The organism is Kitasatospora sp. NPDC007106 (assembly GCF_040634455.1).
Classification (GTDB): Bacteria; Actinomycetota; Actinomycetes; order Streptomycetales; family Streptomycetaceae; genus Kitasatospora; species Kitasatospora arboriphila.
In genome coordinates this window covers 1-14,225 of sequence record NZ_JBEYFP010000108.1, presented here as the reverse complement: position 1 = coordinate 14,225, position 14,225 = coordinate 1, and the positions used below count along the sequence as shown (strand labels likewise).

12 protein-coding genes and 1 pseudogene are annotated in these 14,225 nt (G+C 74.8%); 3 read left to right on the top strand and 10 right to left on the bottom strand.

Annotated elements, in window-relative coordinates; all coding sequences use genetic code 11:
- The 3 genes from ABZ641_RS12865 to pdhA form a co-directional block, all read right to left on the bottom strand.
- A partial coding sequence (locus ABZ641_RS12865) for a biotin/lipoyl-containing protein (protein ID WP_359981352.1) occupies positions 1 to 686 on the bottom strand: 686 nt, incomplete at its 3' end.
- A 14-nt stretch (positions 687 to 700) separates the two neighbouring features.
- Complete coding sequence (locus ABZ641_RS12860) at positions 701 to 1,678, bottom strand: alpha-ketoacid dehydrogenase subunit beta (RefSeq protein WP_344622198.1); 978 nt, start codon at positions 1,676 to 1,678, stop codon at positions 701 to 703.
- The gene (gene pdhA / locus ABZ641_RS12855; RefSeq protein WP_344622184.1) at positions 1,675 to 2,832 is read right to left on the bottom strand and encodes a pyruvate dehydrogenase (acetyl-transferring) E1 component subunit alpha; all 1,158 of its coding nucleotides are present in this window, start codon (positions 2,830 to 2,832) and stop codon (positions 1,675 to 1,677) included. Before pdhA ends, ABZ641_RS12860 begins: the two co-directional genes overlap by 4 nt.
- A gap of 373 nt (positions 2,833 to 3,205) precedes the next feature.
- Here pdhA and ABZ641_RS12850 point away from each other — a divergent pair, with 373 nt between their 5' ends.
- Positions 3,206 to 3,874 (top strand): response regulator transcription factor, encoded by a 669-nt coding sequence (locus ABZ641_RS12850; RefSeq protein WP_344622185.1) that lies wholly within the window; start codon positions 3,206 to 3,208, stop codon positions 3,872 to 3,874.
- A gap of 178 nt (positions 3,875 to 4,052) precedes the next feature.
- Positions 4,053 to 5,078, top strand: coding sequence for a phosphotransferase (locus tag ABZ641_RS12845; RefSeq protein ID WP_359981355.1), 1,026 nt, complete (start codon positions 4,053 to 4,055; stop codon positions 5,076 to 5,078).
- A 12-nt stretch (positions 5,079 to 5,090) separates the two neighbouring features.
- Here ABZ641_RS12845 and ABZ641_RS12840 read toward each other — a convergent pair whose 3' ends face one another.
- From ABZ641_RS12840 to ABZ641_RS12815, 6 genes and pseudogenes are all read right to left on the bottom strand, one after another.
- A complete protein-coding gene (locus ABZ641_RS12840) occupies positions 5,091 to 6,809 on the bottom strand; it encodes a protein kinase (RefSeq protein WP_359981348.1) in 1,719 nt (572 codons plus the stop codon).
- Between the two features lie 121 nt (positions 6,810 to 6,930).
- Positions 6,931 to 8,379, bottom strand: a complete 1,449-nt coding sequence (locus tag ABZ641_RS12835; protein ID WP_359981346.1) for a protein kinase — start codon at positions 8,377 to 8,379, stop codon at positions 6,931 to 6,933.
- Positions 8,380 to 8,569: 190 nt separating this feature from the next.
- Entirely contained in the window at positions 8,570 to 9,166 is a 597-nt protein-coding gene (locus tag ABZ641_RS12830; protein ID WP_344622200.1) for a bacterial proteasome activator family protein, read from the bottom strand.
- Positions 9,167 to 9,263: 97 nt separating this feature from the next.
- Positions 9,264 to 10,169: a hypothetical protein gene (locus tag ABZ641_RS12825; RefSeq protein WP_359981343.1), complete on the bottom strand. Its 906-nt coding sequence runs from the start codon at positions 10,167 to 10,169 to the stop codon at positions 9,264 to 9,266.
- 137 nt (positions 10,170 to 10,306) lie between these two features.
- Positions 10,307 to 11,287, bottom strand: a complete 981-nt coding sequence (locus tag ABZ641_RS12820) for an NAD(P)H-quinone oxidoreductase (RefSeq protein WP_359981341.1) — start codon at positions 11,285 to 11,287, stop codon at positions 10,307 to 10,309.
- Between the two features lie 62 nt (positions 11,288 to 11,349).
- A pseudogene (locus ABZ641_RS12815) lies at positions 11,350 to 12,004 on the bottom strand (NAD(P)-binding protein); the annotation flags it as partial.
- A 266-nt stretch (positions 12,005 to 12,270) separates the two neighbouring features.
- Here ABZ641_RS12815 and ABZ641_RS12810 point away from each other — a divergent pair.
- Positions 12,271 to 13,284 (top strand): potassium channel family protein, encoded by a 1,014-nt coding sequence (locus ABZ641_RS12810; RefSeq protein ID WP_344628487.1) that lies wholly within the window; start codon positions 12,271 to 12,273, stop codon positions 13,282 to 13,284.
- 20 nt (positions 13,285 to 13,304) lie between these two features.
- Here ABZ641_RS12810 and ABZ641_RS12805 read toward each other — a convergent pair.
- Positions 13,305 to 14,225 (bottom strand): molybdopterin-binding protein (locus ABZ641_RS12805; RefSeq protein ID WP_359981338.1); only part of this gene is annotated, 921 nt, incomplete at its 5' end.

The window sequence follows — 14,225 nt, the reverse complement described above, 5'->3', positions numbered from 1 at the left end:
GGGACGGCTGCGGCGGCCGGTGCGGCCTCCGCGGGGGCCGGCGCGACGGCCGCGTGCACGTCCTCGCGGGTGATCACGCCGTCCGGGCCGGTCGGGACGACCGTGCGGAGGTCGACGCCGAGGTCCTTGGCCAGCTTGCGCACCGGGGGCTTGGCCAGCGGCCGCTCCCCCGCCTGCGCGGGCACCGGCACCGGGACGGCGACGGGTGCCGCCGGGGCGATCGGCGCCACCGGGACGGGCGGTGTTTCACGTGAAACCGGAGCGGCGGCCGCCGGTACGGCGGTCCGGCGGGCCCGGCGCTGGGTGCCGCCGGTGCGCGGGCCGTAGCCGACCAGCACCTCGCGCCGCTCGGGCACCTCCTCCGCCTCGGCCGGGGCGGCCGGTGCGGGGGCGGCAGCGGCGGCCGGTGCGGCCACCGCCGGGGCGGCACCCTCGACCGCCACCGCGATGATCGCGGTGCCGACGTCGACGGTGGAGCCCTCGGGGAAGAACAGCTGCTCGACGACACCGGTGAACGGGATCGGCAGCTCGACGGCGGCCTTGGCCGTCTCGACCTCGCAGACGACCTGGCCGTCGGTGACGGTGTCGCCCGGCTTGACGTACCAGGAGAGGATCTCGGCCTCGGTCAGCCCCTCGCCGACGTCGGGCATCTTGAACTCGCGGAGCGCGCGGACTTCGGTGGTCATGTGCGTCGCTCCTCTCAGTACGCGAGCGCGCGGTCGACGGCGTCGAGCACACGGTCGAGGTCGGGCAGGAAGGACTCCTCGACCCGGGACGGCGGGTACGGCGCGTAGTAGCCGCCGACGCGCAGGACCGGCGCCTCCAGGTGGTAGAAGCACTTCTCGGTGAGCCGGGCGGCCAGCTCGGCGCCCATGCCCAGGAAGACCGGCGCCTCGTGGACGACGATGCCGCGGCCGGTGCGCTTCACCGACTCCTCGAGGGTGGCGAAGTCGACCGGGGTGAGCGAGCGGAGGTCGACGACCTCCAGGTTGCGGCCGTCCTCCTGGGCGGCCGCGGCGGCCTCCTGGCAGACCTTGACCATCGGGCCGTACGCGATCAGGGTCGCGTCGGTGCCCGGGCGGACGATCCGCGCGGAGTGCAGCGGCAGGTCGGAGCTGTCGCCGACCTCGCCCTTGTCCCAGTAGCGGCGCTTGGGCTCCAGGAAGATCACCGGGTCGTTCGAGGCGATCGCCTCGCGCAGCATCCAGTGCGCGTCGTGCGCGTTGGACGGGGTGACCACCTTGAGGCCCGCGGTGTGCGCGAAGTAGGCCTCGTGCGACTCGCTGTGGTGCTCGACGGCACCGATGCCGCCGCCGTACGGCATGCGGACGGTGATCGGGAGCTTGACGTGCCCGAGCGAGCGGGCGTGCATCTTGGCGAGCTGGGAGACGATCTGGTCGAAGGCCGGGTAGACGAAGCCGTCGAACTGGATCTCCACCACCGGGCGGTAGCCGCGCAGCGCGAGGCCGATCGCGGTGCCCATGATGCCGGACTCGGCGAGCGGGCTGTCGATGACCCGGTCCTCGCCGAAGTCCTTCTGCAGGCCGTCCGTGATTCTGAAGACGCCGCCGAGCTTGCCGATGTCCTCTCCCATGAGGAGGGTCTTCGGGTCGTTCTCCAGCGACTTGCGGAGCGCGTCGTTGAGCGCCTTCGCGATGCTGAGTCGCTCTGCCATCAGTTCTGCTCCCCGCCCTCGAAGGAGGCCGCGTAGGCCACGTACTCGGCCCGCTCCTCGTCCACCAGCGCGTGCGGTTCCGCATAGACGTGGTCGAAGATCAGGGTGGGGTCCGGGTCGGGCATGGAGCGCACGCCCTCGCGGACCCGGAGGCCGAGCGCGTCGCTCTCGGCCTCGACGCCGGCGAAGAACGCGTCGTCGGCGAGGCCCTCCTTCTCCAGGTGGGCCTTGAGGCGGGTGATCGGGTCCTTGGCCTTCCAGGCCTCGGTCTCCTCGGAGCCCCGGTAACGGGTCGGGTCGTCGGAGGTGGTGTGGGCGCCCATGCGGTAGGTGAACGCCTCGACGAGCACGGGACCGTTGCCGGTGCGGGCGTGGTCGAGCGCCCAGCGGGTCACCGCGAGGCAGGCGAGCACGTCGTTGCCGTCCACCCGCACGCCCGGGAAGCCGAAGCCGGAGGCACGACGGTAGAGCGGGATGCGGGTCTGGTTGGTGGTCGGCTCGGAGATCGCCCACTGGTTGTTCTGGCAGAAGAAGACCACCGGCGAGTTGTAGACCGAGGCGAAGGTGAAGGCCTCGTTGACGTCGCCCTGGCTGGAGGCGCCGTCGCCGAAGTAGGCGATCACCGCGTCGTCCGCGCCGTCCTTGGTGATGCCCATCGCGTACCCGGTGGCGTGCAGGGTCTGCGCGCCGATCACGATGGTGTAGAGGTGGAAGTTCTTCTCGTTCGGGTCCCAGCCGCCGTGGTTCACGCCGCGGAACATGCCGAGCAGGTTCAGCGGGTCGACGTCGCGGCACCAGGCCACGCCGTGCTCGCGGTACGTCGGGAAGGCGTAGTCGCCGGGGCGCATCGCACGGCCGGAGCCGACCTGCGCAGCCTCCTGGCCGAGCAGTGACGCCCACAGGCCCAGCTCGCCCTGGCGCTGCAGCGAGGTGGCCTCGGCGTCGAACCGCCGGACCAGCACCAGGTCGCGGTAGAGCGCGCGGAGCTCCTCGGGGCTGGTCACCAGGGGGAAGTCCGGGTGCTCGACCCGGTCGCCCTCCGGCGTGAGCAGCTGGACGAGCTCCGGCGCGGCGCCCGTGCCTGCGCGGAGGTTGTCAGGGACGCCGGGGGCGGCCTTCTTGCGCGCCCTCGCCGTGCTTTTGACGGTCACGTTCACTCCTCGGTCTGTCCGGCCGCCCGGGGTCGCCGGTGACCGGTCCGGTCACCTCCGGGCAAAGCGCGCTGGGTGTGCGCACCGGCTGCTCGGCAGGTGGTGATCCTTCTCCGACGGCGTCCCTCACGAGAACGTTACCCAGCGGCGCCCCTTGGCGCGCTTGCGCTAGGACGTCCTACTTGTTCCTGTCCGAGAACCGCCGGTGTGGTGCGGGTCTCGGCTCGGTGGCCGTCAGGACACCAGCGCACGGTATCCGGGCAAAGCTCTCCGCGTAAGGGGGTAACGGGCATCGATTCGGTGTCTCCCGTTCCCGGCTGTCCCCCGGGGAGCGGCCGGGAGCAGGGATTTCGACACGGTGGCGTGGAAGGATTCCCCCATGACAGGAAACGGACATATCAGGGTATTCCTCCTCGATGACCACGAGGTTGTGCGGCGCGGCGTGCACGACCTGCTGTCCACCGAGGCGGACATCGAGGTGGTCGGCGAGGCCGGAACGGCCGCCGAGGCGCTCGCCCGGATCCCCGCGGTCGAACCGGACGTGGCGGTGCTCGACGTCCGGCTGCCGGACGGCAACGGGGTGGAGGTCTGCCGGGAGGTCCGCTCCCGGGTGCCCGGGGTGCGCTGCCTGATGCTGACCTCGTTCTCGGACGACGAGGCGCTGTTCGACTCGATCATGGCGGGCGCCTCCGGGTACGTGCTGAAGGCGATCCGGGGCACCGACCTGATCACCGCCGTCCGGGACGTCGCGGCCGGCCGCTCGCTGCTCGACCCGGTGGCCACCAGCCGCGTCCTGGAGCGGCTGCGCGAGGGCGGCGGCAAGGAGGACGAGCGGCTCGCGCAGCTCACCCGGCAGGAGCGCCGGATCCTCGACCTGATCGGTGAGGGGATGACCAATCGGCAGATCGGCAATGAACTCCATCTGGCCGAGAAGACGGTGAAGAACTACGTCTCCAGCCTGCTCGCCAAGATGGGCATGGAAAGGCGCACGCAGGCCGCCGCGTACGTGGCCCGGAACCTCCCTCCCGGTGCGAGATCAGAAGGTTGACGATCTGTCAACCACACCTTCACGACCTCATTACGCTCCTTCCGTGATTACCGGCCCGGCCTCCCCGCCCGATCTCCGCGGGGACGGCACCCTGTCCCTCCTCCTTCCCTCCGCCCTCCGCGCCCGGCCGCACCGGCCCGCCGCCGCACCGGCCCGCCCCGACCTGTCCGCCCCGCCCGTGGGGACCCTGAGCCCGCCCGTCGCGCACGCCACCCTGGCGGGCGTCCTGCGCCGCTTCGGCACCGCGCCCGCGGTCTCCGTCCGGCCGGTGGCCGAGGGCCTGCTGAACCGCGGCTACCGGGTCACCACCACCGAGGGCCGCTACTTCCTCAAGTGCTACGTCGACCGGGCCACCGCCTCCCGCACCGCGATCACCGCCCAGCACCGGGCCACCACGGCCCTGCACGCCCGCGGCCTGCCGGTGGCCCGCCCGCTGCCCGCCACCGACGGGGACACCGTCGTCGCCCACCGCGGACGGCTGTTCGGCCTCTACCCCTGGGTGGAGGGCGAGCACCGGCACGGCACGGCGCTCGACCCGTCGCAGTGCACGGACCTCGGCGCGCTGCTCGGCCGGCTGCACGGCGCCCTGGCGCAGGTCTGCGCGCCGGTGCGCCAGCCCGCCGGGCGGCTGACCGCCGATCCGGAGGAGACCGGGCGCCTGGTCGACGACCTGCGCAGGCTCGCCGGGCACCACCGCCCGGCCACGCCCTTCGACGCGCTGGCCGAGGAGCACCTCGCGGAGCGGCTCGACCTGCTCGACGCCCACCGCGGCCGACGGCCTGCCCCGGCCGACGCCCCGCCCACCGGCTGGACGCACGGCGACTTCCACGGGCTCAACCTGCTGTACGGCGGCGGGGTGGTCACCGCCGTCCTGGACTGGGACAAGCTCGGGCTGCACCCGACCGCCGAGGAGGCCGTCCGGGCCGCCACCCTGCTCTTCAACGACGGCCGGACCGGCGTGCTGGACCTCTGCCGGGTGCGCGCCTACAGCAGGGCCTACCGGGCCGGGGCGGCGGCCGGCACGGGCGAGCTGGCCGCCGCCGTCCACCGGGTCTGGTGGGAGCGGCTGAACGACCTGTGGATGCTGCAGTGGCACTACCAGCGCGGCGACCACCGGGCCGACCCGCTCTTCCCCGCGGCCGCCGGCCAGCTGCGCTGGTGGTGCCAGGAGTACGAGCAGGTCCTGGACGCCTTCACCAACTGACCGGACGCCCCGTCAGTTGGTGAGCGCGGCGGGGCCGGTCGACCCCCCGCCGCCCGAGGTCGGGGTCGGCGGGGCCGAGGTCGGCTGCTCCGTCGGGGTCGGGGTCGACTTGGTCTCGGTCGGGGTCGGCGACGGCGACGGCGTGTCGGTCGGCGAGGCCGAGCCCGTCGGGCTCGGGCTGCCGGTCGGCGAGTGCGAGCCGAAGGTCGGCTCGGTCGGCCGGGTCGTGCCGGTCTGCGAACGGGTCGGCGGGGCCGAGGTCGGCTGCTCCGTCGGCTGGCCGGTGTCCGCGGGAGCGGTGGTCTGGGTCTGCTGCTGGGTCGGCGTGTTGCCGCCGCCACCGCCCCCGCCGCCGCCGCTGAGGGCCAGCCCGATCCCGACGCCGGCCGCGACCAGCACGGCCAGGACGCCCAGCACCCAGCCCCACGGGCTGCGCCGGTCCTCCGGCTCGTAGCCGTCGTGGCCGCCGCCCCCGCCGTAGCCCTGCCCGCCGCCGGTCGGCTGGTAGGGCCGGGACGGCGTCTGGTAGGGCGAGGTGACCTGGAACGGCAGCGCGGCCGTCGGATCCGCCGGGTCGGTGCGGCCGATCGGCTCGGTGACGGCGGTGCCGCCGTTGGGCGTCCCCTCCGGTCCGGGCCGGCCGTTGCCGTTGCCGTTTCCGCCCTGGACGGAGGCGGCCAGCCCTGCCGCGGCGGCCGCCGCGGCGGCGGCACCGGCCGCGTAGCCGACGCCCTGGGCGCCGTGCATGGTGCGCAGGGCGTGCTGGACGTGCGCCCGGAACTCGTCGGCGGTCTGGTAGCGGTCGTCCGGGTTCTTGGCCAGCGAGCGCAGCACCAGGTCGTCCAGCCCGGCCGGCACCCGGCCGTTGGTCCGGGACGGCGGCACCGGGTTGTCCTGGACGTGCTGGTAGACCACCGACAGCGGGGTCTCGCCGGTGAACGGCGGGCGCAGCGCCAGCAGCTCGTAGAGCATGCAGCCGGCCGCGTACAGGTCGGAGCGGTGGTCGACCGGCCGGCCGAGGGCCTGCTCGGGCGAGAGGTACTGCGGGGTGCCCATCACCATGCCGGTCTGGGTCATGGTGGTGGCCGCGCCGGTCAGGGCGCGGGCGATGCCGAAGTCCATCACCTTGACCGCGCCGCTGCTGGTGATGATCACGTTGGCGGGCTTGATGTCGCGGTGCACGATGCCGTGCTTGTGGCTGTAGGCGAGCGCCTCCAGCACCCCGGCGATGATGATCAGCGCCTGGTCGACCGGCGGCGCCTCCTCGTCCACCAGGAGCTCGCGGACCGTCCGGCCCTCGACCAGCTCCATCACGATGTACGGGGTGGAGTCGCCGTCCAGCACCTCCTCGCCGGTGTCGTACACCGCCACGATCGAGTGGTGGTTGAGCGCGGCGACGGCGTGCGCCTCGCGGGTGAAGCGGAGCCGGGCGATGTCGTCCTCGGCGAGGTCCGCGCGCAGCAGCTTGACGGCGACGGTCCGGCCGAGCCGGACGTCCTGCGCGGAGAACACCTCCGCCATGCCGCCGCGGCCGAGCCGGCCGGTGATGCGGTACCTGCCGTCGCCGACCGTGCCGAGCACGGCCTTGGTGCCGCGGCCCGGGGTCTGCCCGAGCGGCGGGCCCGACACGACCTTCGTCTCGGCGGTCTCCGGCTCCCGTCCCGTCGTCTCCTCGGTGGAGGCCTGGACGTCCGCGTCCTCGCCGTCGCCCGGTCGATCGGTCTGTGCCATTGCTCCTCGCCCCGGGCGGCCGCTCGGCGCGCAGTCGCCCTGTCGGTTACGTCCTGTGAAACGCTACCGCTTCGACGCGGTCACCGTGGAACCTGCGGCCGGGACCGCCGTCCGCAGGCGCCTACTCCGCGCCGTCCTGCGGCAGCTCCAGCACCACCGAGGCGGTGGCCCCCAGGGACGAGCTGCCGTAACTGCTGCCCTTGTTCTTCTCGCCCTGGGCGGCCGCGATCAGCACGATGATCACCGCGAGCACGATCACGCCGAAGATCACACCGACCACGACCAGCGCCGTCGAACAGCCGGCGTTGCTGTTGCCCGGCTGCGGCTTCGCCACGAACGGGCCCGGCTGGGCCGGCATCGGCCCGGTCGGGTGCGCCTGCTGCGGGAAGGGCCGCGGGGTCTGGTACGGCTGCGGGGCCTGCGGGAACGGCTGGGGGGTGTGCGCCTGCGGGAAGGGCTGCGGCGTGTGCGGGGCCTGCGGGAACGGCTGCGGGGTGTGCGGCGCCTGCACCTGCGGGTACGGCGGCGGGGTGCTGGCCTGCGGCTGGTACGGCTGCTGGACCTGCGGGGCGGGCGTGCGGATGTCGCCGGAGACCTGCGGGAAGTTGGTCAGCGACGGCGCGGCGTGCACCGAGCGCGGGCCCTCGCTGATCACCAGCGGCGTGGAGGCCTGCAGCGGCGAGCTGCCGGACTGCGCGGTGGACTCGACCCGCTCGACCTCCTCGCGCATCGCCTCCGCGGTCGGGAAGCGGTGCGCCGGGTCCTTGCGCAGCGCGCGCTCGACCAGGGCGTCGACCGCGGGCGTGACCGCCCGGTTGATCGTCGACGGCGCCGGCGGCGGCTCCTGGACGTGCTTGTACGCGATGGAGAAGGCCGAGTCGCCGTCGAACGGCAGGCCGCCGGTCAGCAGTTCGAAGAGCATGCAGCCGACCGAGTACAGGTCGGAGCGGGCGTCGACGCTCTTGCCGAGCGCCTGCTCGGGCGACAGGTACTGCGGGGTGCCGACCACCATGCCGGTCTGCGTCATGGAGGTGACGCCGGACTGCAGCGCGCGGGCGATGCCGAAGTCCATCACCTTGACGATGCCCTTGGTGTTGACCATGACGTTGCCCGGCTTGATGTCCCGGTGCACCAGGCCCTGGTCGTGCGAGGCCTCCAGCGCGGAGAGCACCGCGGCGGTGATCTTCAGCGCCTGGGCGGTCGGCATCGCGCCGTGCTGCGCGATCGCGTCGTTCAGCACGTCGCGCAGGGCCTGGCCCTCGACGTACTCCATGACGATGTACGGGGTGGCGGCGCCGTCCGCGGCGACGTCCTCGCCGCTGTCGTAGACCTGGACGATGTTGGTGTGCTGGAGGCGCGCGACGGCCTGCGCCTCGCGGCGGAAGCGCTCCTTGAACGAGGCCTCCCGGCCCAGCTCGGTGTGCAGGGTCTTCACCGCGACCTGGCGGTCCAGCACCGTGTCGTACGCCAGGTGCACGGAGGCCATGCCGCCCTGCCCGAGCAGGCGCTGCAGCACGTACCGACCGTTGCCCAGGGCGTGGCCCTCGACCGTGGTGCCGTCCTCGCTCATGTCCCCCTGCTTCCACATCTCGTCCGGGCGTGCCCGGTGCGCGGGCCCGCGCTGCCGCAGGCCCCCGCCGACGGCGCGGCGGCCGACGGCAGGGGCCCAGGGTATCGGCTCGCGCCGACGTGATCGGGTGCAGGGGCGCAGCTGTGTCCGGCCTGCAACGCGGTTGCCGAACAGCTGCGACACGCGACCGCTAGAGGTACGGACCCGAACGGATGCCGCGGCCCGGGCCGCCCTCCTCCTCGCCCGGCTCGACACCGTGCAGGCCGGGCGGCAGTGCGCGCCGCATCTGCTCCAACTGCGCCCGGGCCGCCATCTGCTGGGCGAACAGCGCGGTCTGGATGCCGTGGAAGAGCCCCTCCAGCCAGCCGACGAGCTGCGCCTGGGCGATCCGCAGTTCGGCCTCGGTGGGGATGCTGTCCTCGGTGAAGGGCAGCGACAGCCGCTCCAACTCCTCGACCAGCTCGGGGGCGAGGCCGAGTTCGAGCTCCTTGATGGAGCTGGCGTGGATGTCCTTGAGTCTGGCCCGGCTGGCCTCGTCGAGGGGAGCCGCCCGGACCTCCTCCAGCAGCTGCTTGATCATGCTGCCGATCCGCATCACCTTGGCCGGCTGCTCGACCATCTCGGTCACCGGCAGTTCGCGCGGCTCCCCCTGGTCGTCGGCCCGGCCGAAACCGCCCGGGACGGCGCCGACCGGCATCCCGTCCGGGCCCACGATCAGGACCTTCGGCGCGTCGTCCGGCTGCCCGCCCGACGCCTCGACGGCCTGCTGCAACGAGCGCTCGTTCATCGGGTTCGTCATGAAGGGCATTCTCCCTCACCGGCGTTCGGTGCGGGGAGTGCCTGCGGATCTTGTACGGCCGGTCCGGCGGCCGACGGCGGCCCGGTCAGCCGCGCCGCAGCTTCACGCCGACCAGGCCCAGTCCCAGGCCGATCAGCGTCAGCCCGGCGCCGAGCGGCAGCTGGCGGGTGGCCGGGTCGGACCAGCGCAGCGGGGCGGCCAGGTCGGCGGCGGCCTGCGGGACGGGCGCGGCGGCGGTGACGGAGGGCTGCCCGTCGGCCAGGTCCGCGGAGGCGTCCGGGGTGGCGGGCCGGGCGGCCGTGGTCGGCGCGCTCGGGGTGCGGGGGGTGCGGACGGGGTGCCCGAGGACGGCGGCGGGCTGGGTGCGGCCGTGCGGGCCGCGGGCGGGGGTGGGGGCGGCGGTGGCGGCCGCCGGGCTCGCGGCGGCCTGCCCGGTGGCGGGGCCGGCGGCCGACGGGGCGACGGCCGCGCCGCTGTCGCTGCCGTCGGCGCAGTCGTCCTCGTCCTCCTCCTCGGCGGCCTGGGCGGTCTCCTGGCCGTGGGTGTCCGGAGAGCCCTGGGCCGGGCCCGGCTGGCTCCCGGTGTGACCGTCGGCCGTGGGGCCGCCCGGGCCCGTGGAGGTGCCCGCAGTGGATCCGGCCGCCCCGGCCGTCGTGGCGGGGGCGGCCGGCGCGGTCGGTTCGGGCACGGACGCCGGCGAGTGCGCCGGCGGCCTGACGGGGAGTCCGGACATGCCGGAACCCCCCTGGGACGAGGGCAGCGCGGCTGCGGGCGCCGTCACCTCCGGCAGGGCGGAGACGGCCTGCTGGACGGCCTGCTGGACGGCCGCCTCGACCTGGCCGGCCGCCGCGGAGGCCTCGGTGTCGTCGGCTGCGGCGGGCAGGGCGAGCAGGACCGGAAGGACGAGGCCCGCGCCGGCGAACGCGACCCGGCGGCAGCCGGTGGGGAGCGCGGAGGAGAGAGCACGGAACGCGTACGGAAGTGCAGCCACGGCGGGAAGTCCTTCCGACGGCCGGCCGCGGCGGGACGCGGTCGGCGGCGGGACAGCTCCGGACCAGCCTCACACATTCCGACAAAACGGGCATTTCGTACGCTCACTCCCCGTGTCCGCCCTGGCCGGTGCCACGGTCAGCGCAGCCGGAGCACCACCTTGCCGACGTGCTCGCTCCGCTCGACCGAGCGGTGGGCGGCGGCGGCCTCCTCGACGGGCAGCACCCGGTCCACCACCGGCCGCACCACCCCGGACTCCACCAGCGGCCACACGTGCTCGCGGACGGCGGCGACGATGGCCGCCTTCTCCGCGACCGGCCGGCCGCGCAGGTTGGTCGCCGCGATCGCGGCCCGCTTGCGCAGCAGGGTGTTCAGGTCGAGCTCCGCCTTGGCCCCGCCCTGCAGGCCGATGATCACCAGCCGCCCGTTCACGGCCAGCGCGTCCACGTTCCGCTGCAGGTACTTGGCGCCCATGATGTCGAGGATCACGTCCGCCCCCGCCCCGCCGGTGAACTCCCGGACGGCCGCCGTGAAGTCCTCCTCCCGGTAGTCGATGCCGAGGTCGGCGCCCAGCTCCGCGCAGCGCGCCAGCTTCTGCGCGCTGCCCGCGGTGACCGCCACCCGGGCGCCCACCGCCTTGGCCAGCTGGATCGCCATGGTGCCGATGCCGCTCGCCCCGCCGTGCACCAGCACGGTCTCGCCCGGACGCAGGTGGGCCACCATGAAGACGTTCGACCAGACCGTGCAGGCGACCTCCGGCAGCGCCGCCGCCTCCGTGGCGGACAGCCCCTTCGGCACCGGCAGCAGCTGCCCCACCGGCACCGCGACCCGCTCCGCGTACCCGCCGCCGGTGAGCAGCGCACAGACCTCGTCGCCGACCGCCCAGCCGGCCACGCCCGCGCCCAGCGCGGCGATCCGGCCGGCGCACTCCAGGCCCGGGTACCGGGAGGACCCGGGCGGCGGGTCGTAGAAGCCCTGCCGCTGCAGCAGGTCCGCGCGGTTGACGGCGGTGGCGGCGACCTCGATCAGGACCTCGCCCTCGGCGGGCTCCGGATCGGGCACCTCGGCCCAGGTCAGCACCTCGGGTCCGCCCGGCTGGGGAATGGTGATGGCTCGCATGGCCGCCACGCTAGCCGCGGCTCCGGCACCGCCCGCGGTCGGCCCGCCGACGGTGCCCGCCCTCAGCCGAGGTTGACGCCCCGTCGGACGGTGATGATCCGGTCGGTGAGCTGCAGCACCGCGGCCTCCGGGTCGGTGAAGTTCAGCAGTCGGCGGCCGCGGACCACCGACACCACCAGGTCCGCGCACTCCCGCGGGGAGCGGCCCGCCTCGGCCCTGGTCACCGGCCGCTCGACGAGGTCCAGCCCGGAGCCGACCGTCAGCAGGTCCTCCATGACGGCGCCGGCGTGCGGGCTGAGGATCGACATGCCGAGCAGCCGGCCCGCCGAACTGGAGCTGGTGACCACCACGTCCGCACCGCTCTGCCGCAGCAGCGGCGCGTTCTCGTCCTCCCGCACGGCCGCCACCAGCACCGCCGTGGGGTTGAGCTGACGCGCGGTCAGCGCCACCAGGACGGCGGTGTCGTCCCGGGCCGGGGCGATCACCACCTTCTCGGCGCGCGGCAGTTCGGCCCGCATCAGGGTGTCCGAACGGGTCGCGTCCCCCAGCACCGCGGTCAGGCCGTCCCGGCCCGCCTGGTCGATCGCCTTGCGCTGCGGGTCGACGACCACGATCGACTCCTTGCGCAGCCCCTGGCCCAGCAGCGCGGCGACCGCGCTGCGGCCCTTGGTGCCGTAGCCGACGACGACGGTGTGCTCCCGCACCGGACCTCCAGCGGCTGCCGACCGAGGACGGCACCGACCGGGGCCGCCGCAGGCGACGATACCGCCGCCGCGGCCGCACCGGCCGGACCCGCCGGCCACCCCGTGACCGGCACCTTCCCTCCACGTCCCCGCACGGAACCGCCCCCGCGCGGCGGTGGCCCGGCGGGGCGCCGCCCCGCCATGCTGGTGCCCGTGACCCACGGCACCCGGGCCCCCGGCCCCGACGGCAGACTCTCCCGGCTGCGCGCCACCCGCGCCCCCCGCACCCGTGAGACCGAGGTGGCCGGCGGCCGGGTCTTCCTGCCGACCCGGACTCCCCCGCCGCCGTTCCGCCAGGTCGCCCGGCGACTGCTGCTGGCACTCTCCGTCCTGCTCGCCACCACGCTGGTCGTCTGGCTGGACCGGGACGGGTACCACGACAACGCGGGCGGCCCGCTGGACCTGCTGGACGCCGCGTACTACGCCACCGTCACCCTCTCCACCACCGGCTACGGCGACATCACCCCGGTCAGCGACAGCGCCCGACTGACCAACATCTTCGTGATCACCCCGCTGCGCGTGCTGTTCCTGATCATCCTGGTCGGCACGACCCTGGAGGTGCTCACCGAACGCACCCGCCAGCAGTGGCGGATCGGGCGCTGGCGCTCCACCGTCAAGGACCACACGGTGGTGATCGGGTACGGCACCAAGGGCCGCAGCGCGGTCGGCGCACTGCTCGGCCAGGGCATCGACCGCGACTCGATCGTGGTCGTCGACCCGCAGCCACGCACGGTCGAGCAGGCCACCCTGGACGGGCTGGCCGGGGTGGTCGGCGACGCCACCCGCACCGACACCCTGCTCCGCGCCGAACTGCCCCGGGCCGCACGGGTGGTGGTGGCGCCGGAGCGGGACGACACCGCGGTGCTGATCACCCTGACCGCCCGCCAGCTCAACCGGGCCGCCACCGTGGTGGCGGCCGTGCGGGAGGACGAGAACGCGCCGCTGCTGCGGCAGAGCGGTGCGGACGTGGTGGTCACCAGCTCCAGTTCGGCGGGCCGGCTGCTCGGCATGTCGATCCTCAGCCCGCACGCGGGCGCCGTCATGGAGGACCTGCTCACCCACGGCACCGGCCTCGACGTCACCGAGCGGGCGGTCACCGCCGAGGAGGCGGGCCGCTCCCCGCGGGAGAGCGCCGACCTCGTCCTGGCGGTCGTCCGCGGCCGGCGGCTGCTGAACTTCACCGACGAGGAGGCCGCCGTGCTGCAGCCCACCGATCGGCTGATCGTCATCCGGGACGCCCCCCGCCACGCCTGACGCAGCACGGGCCGCGAGCGTCAGGGCAGCTCCAGCACCTCCGCCCGGCCGCCCGCCGGGACACCGCCGGGCGGCACCACGGCCACCGCCTCGGCGAGCGCCAGGCCGCGCAGCATGGCCGGTCCGTCGAAGCGCAGCGGCACCAGCCCGTCGGCGGTCCGCACCACCGGCACCAGCCGGGTGTCCTCCGGGTTGCCCGGCAGGTCGACCGCCGCGCTCTCCGTCCGGATCGGCGGCTCGGCGCGGCCGACCAGCGCGTCCAGCAGCGGCAGGGCCAGGGTCAGCGCGCCCGCGGCGGCGGCCAGCGGGTTGCCGGGCAGGCCGACCAGGTGCCGTCCGCCGGGCAGCGCGGCGAGCAGCATCGGGTGCCCCGGCCGGACGGCGACGCCGTCGACCAGCAGCCGGGCACCGGCCTCGGCCAGCGCGGCGTGCAGGAAGTCGGCCGGGCCGGCCGCCGTACCGCCGGTGGTCACCACCACGTCGGCGGGCGAGTGCCGCAGGGCGTCCCGGAGCAGGTCCCGGTCGTCGCCGACCCGGCGCACGCCGATCTGCTCGGCGCCGGCGGCGGCGAGCCAGGGCGGCAGCAGCGGCCCGAGGGCGTCCCGGACGAGGCCCGGGCCGGGCACCCCGGAGTCGAGCAGTTCGTCGCCGAGCAGCAGCAGTTCGACGGTCGGCCGGCGGCGCACCACCAGGACGTCGTGGCCGGCCGCGGCCGCCAGGCCGAGCACCGGCGCGGTGACCCGGGTGCCGGCGGGCAGCAGGGTCTCGCCGCGGCGGCACTCCTGACCGCGCGGGCGGACGTCCTGGCCGGGCCCGACCTCGCCGTGCAGCAACCCCCGGACCGTCCGGCCGTGCTCGCGGCGGAGCACACCGGTGGCGCCGGGTGTCCACTTCGGACTGCGACGGGTACGCGACGTAGCCGCGGAGCTCCGCCAACGGCA

Bases quoted from the DNA above. Each gene is read 5' to 3' on its own strand.
- ABZ641_RS12850 (WP_344622185.1), top strand. From the start codon at position 3,206: ATGACAGGAAACGGACATATCAGGGTATTCCTCCTCGATGACCACGAG.
- ABZ641_RS12840 (WP_359981348.1), bottom strand. From the start codon at position 6,809: ATGGCACAGACCGATCGACCGGGCGACGGCGAGGACGCGGACGTCCAG.
- ABZ641_RS12835 (WP_359981346.1), bottom strand. From the start codon at position 8,379: ATGAGCGAGGACGGCACCACGGTCGAGGGCCACGCCCTGGGCAACGGT.
- ABZ641_RS12830 (WP_344622200.1), bottom strand. From the start codon at position 9,166: ATGAACGAGCGCTCGTTGCAGCAGGCCGTCGAGGCGTCGGGCGGGCAG.
- ABZ641_RS12820 (WP_359981341.1), bottom strand. From the start codon at position 11,287: ATGCGAGCCATCACCATTCCCCAGCCGGGCGGACCCGAGGTGCTGACC.